Raw genomic sequence first — 2,999 nt, 5'->3', positions numbered from 1 at the left:
AAGTGCTGCCAGCCGATAGGTCTCATAAACCTTTAGACGAAGCTAACAGGAAAGCCCAATGTGGGAAATCCACATGTTGGGTTTGACGAGGCGGGGGCTGGAAACGGGCTATTGGGTACCGCGCCAGTCCTCGACCCTACTGATGAGGGGGAGCAGGATAGGCCCTCTGGATGTACCTGCATTGGGAGGTAGCTGAACCTGTTCTCTACTCTACTCAAGTCGGGGCTGCGTGAAATCCAGCACCGAGAGCCTATTCGCCGGCTAAGAGCAAGAATCTGCTTGCAGAAAGGCTGCCAAATGGATGGACTACGTATCGTAATACAAGATTCGGGTTTGAAGTGCCTTATTCTGATTCATGGGAGGTCATCGGAGGAGATAGCTATGTTCAGTTCATTGTGGGGCATTTTTTGACGCCCGGTCAGTTCAAGGTATACATTGATCCTGCACGCGGTACCCTTAAAGGGAGTATCAAGAGGCATCTCTCCTTGTTAAAGGAGATTCACCCTGATCTGAGAGCAGGTCCAATAGTGAAGGCCGAACTTGGGGGGCTAATTGGCTACTTTGTTTTTTACACCTATAAAGACTCAATTGACAACTCAACTGTGGTAGAATCCGCCAACTGTGTGAAGAAAGGGAATCGGTATTATGCTGAATTTTATGAGAAAAGAATTCAAAGTCCACTGATTAGCTTTATTAGTCATTAGATGCCTTATTAGCCGATGCAGTTGAACCTGGCAAGAAAGTATCATGAGGAAAGTCTGAAGTAAAAAGTTATTTAAGTATCAATACTCCAGCCCCTTTCCTGGTAATACTCCCCTAAGAGATTCATCATATGGCGTTCATTGAGAGGATCGAAGGTCTTTTCACCGAACTTAAGTGGTTTTTCAAAGAACCTCCTTGGAGGAATGTCGTCTTCAGGAGCCGCTCCTTCCCTCAGGTTGAATTCCCTCTGAGCGTTTAATGCCCTCTCCGCTGCTTGCAAGATCTCCTCAGGACTTGTCTCCATTCCCGTGATGGAAGAATAAAGCTCTGTCCAGAGGCTCAAGTCTATCCTCTGATATATAGGGAACCTGCAAACGCCAAGGGCATCGAGGGCGAAGGTATAGTCTTCAGACCATTTGGTAAGGCGGGCAGGATTGAACCCGTCGGGGCCTTTTAGGACCTCTTCGAACCTGTTTTCAGGGACCTTTATCTTCTGACAGAACCTTTTTATGGAATCGGGTGATCTTGGGACTAAGGTTACGCTTACGCTTGAAGGATGAGCACCTCTTGGGTTTACTATCTGACTGAAGTTATCAGCGGAAAAGCGGGGTCTGAGGTCGAAAGTAAGTCCCAGTCCTTTCACATGCATGGCATAATATTCTGCTCCTTTTCCTATTATCTTGGGGGCTTCTATAAGACCTTCCGCCAGTATGTTCCCGAAGCCTTCCCTGTAGGCTATCTTCCTCATAATCTCACGAACAAGCTGAGGATTTCCCCATTCGAGCTTGAGACCATCCGTCTCACTCTCCTTTATGATACCCCTTTCGAAGAGTTCCGTAGCCATTGTGATAAGGTTGACGGTGGAAAAGACATCCAAGCCAAGCCTGTTAGCAAGCTCAGAACATTGGAGTATCTCTTCCCATCCCTTTATATGACATGCTCCTCCAAAAGCCTGAATGGATGAAAGAGCACAGGAGAGGGAAAAGATCTTATCCCCCACCTCAAGGAGATGCTTACATCCCACGGGACAGCCGAGACAGGCCACATCCCTCAGCTTCAAACCCTTGAACCTCTCTATATCAAAGATGGGGATGATCTTATTATGGTCTGGAGATTCTCTGAAGTTCATGGAAGGGTATAGGGCATTTCGGGCAAAGGCTTCGTGGCTTATAAGCGTTCCGTAGGTTCTCCATTCCTTAAAGTTAGGGTGTTTCACAACTTCATTATAAACCTTCCTAAGGGCTTCTTTGAACCTCTTAGGTTGGGCTACTTTTATCCCCCTGTTTCCATATATGGCGATCGCTTTGATGTGTTTTGAGCCCATAATTGCCCCCATCCCCGAGCGGGCAAATGCAGAATATTTGTTGGCAAGTACTAAGGAGTCCTTTACCAGATTTTCGCCAGCAGGACCTATGCAGGCTATTGCGTAATCATTCCCCACTTCTTGCCGGATGATGTCTGTGGCTTCATATATATCCTTTCCCCAAATGTGGGAGGCATCCTTAAATTCTACTCTATCGTTAAAAATTTTGAGGTAGGTCGGCTTTTCAGATTTCCCAAAGATTGCAATATTGTCAAAGCCAGCAAACTTTATGAATCCCAGATGACCGCTTCCAGATGTGCCAATGAACTTCTTGTGGGGTGATTTGGAGGTGATATTGCATTTGGATGAGCCAGGTATCAAGGTGCCAACAAAGGGCCCCGCTCCAATAAGAAGTACATTTCCCGGCGAAAATGGGTCTTCTCCCGGTTTTATGAGGTCGAGAGCAAGGCGGGCATTTATCCCTCCTCCCCCGATGTATTCTACAGCTATCCTCTCCTGAAGTTCCTCCACATGGGCTTTCCTCTCACTAAGGTCTATTTTGAGAATTTCGCCCGTATATCCTCCCTTCATAATTCCCTCCAAATAGATGGTAAGAGAAACGGTAAATTGTGTACGCATTGTGTACGCAAGGAGAAGCAAACTCTTTGAAAGATTATAAAGCCATGTTTTAGGTTTTGTAAAGAAAAACTTGGAAAGCAAGTTGCATCTTCGGCAAACTCGACAATTGCATAATCTGGGATAATTGCCCCATTTTTCCTAATAGAACGTGCTGTATAGATTTGATCGTTGACATACAAACCGCCTTTTGTCAGAATTGAATCCTGCAAGAAATACTGGGGACAGATGGAGGGGATATGAAAAGAGCCAACCCAGAATTTATTAAAAGAATGAACCAAATCATGAACAGTGCTCCTTATTACTCCCTGCTTTCAATGAAAATTCGGGAGGTTGGCGTAGGGTTTTCAGTTCTCGA

General features: G+C 45.8%; 2 protein-coding genes. One reads left to right on the top strand and one right to left on the bottom strand.

What is annotated here, in order from left to right; all coding sequences use genetic code 11:
• Positions 1-338: 338 nt before the first annotated feature.
• Positions 339-704 carry a hypothetical protein gene (locus JRI46_12390; protein ID MBW2040363.1) on the top strand — a complete coding sequence of 122 codons (366 nt, stop codon included), beginning with the start codon at positions 339-341 and terminating at the stop codon, positions 702-704.
• A gap of 71 nt (positions 705-775) precedes the next feature.
• On the opposite strand, the gene JRI46_12385 is transcribed toward JRI46_12390, so the two are convergent.
• Positions 776-2,596, bottom strand: a complete 1,821-nt coding sequence (locus JRI46_12385; protein ID MBW2040362.1) for an aldehyde ferredoxin oxidoreductase family protein — start codon at positions 2,594-2,596, stop codon at positions 776-778.
• Between the last annotated feature and the right edge of the window lie 403 nt (positions 2,597-2,999).

The sequence above is a fragment of the Deltaproteobacteria bacterium genome (genome assembly GCA_019308925.1).
Taxonomy (GTDB): domain Bacteria; phylum Desulfobacterota; class B13-G15; order B13-G15; family RBG-16-54-18; genus JAFDHG01.
This window is presented reverse-complemented; position numbering and strand designations above follow the sequence as displayed.

Coding starts and splice junctions, on each gene's coding strand:
- JRI46_12385 (MBW2040362.1), bottom strand. CDS start 2,596: ATGAAGGGAGGATATACGGGCGAAATTCTCAAAATAGACCTTAGTGAG.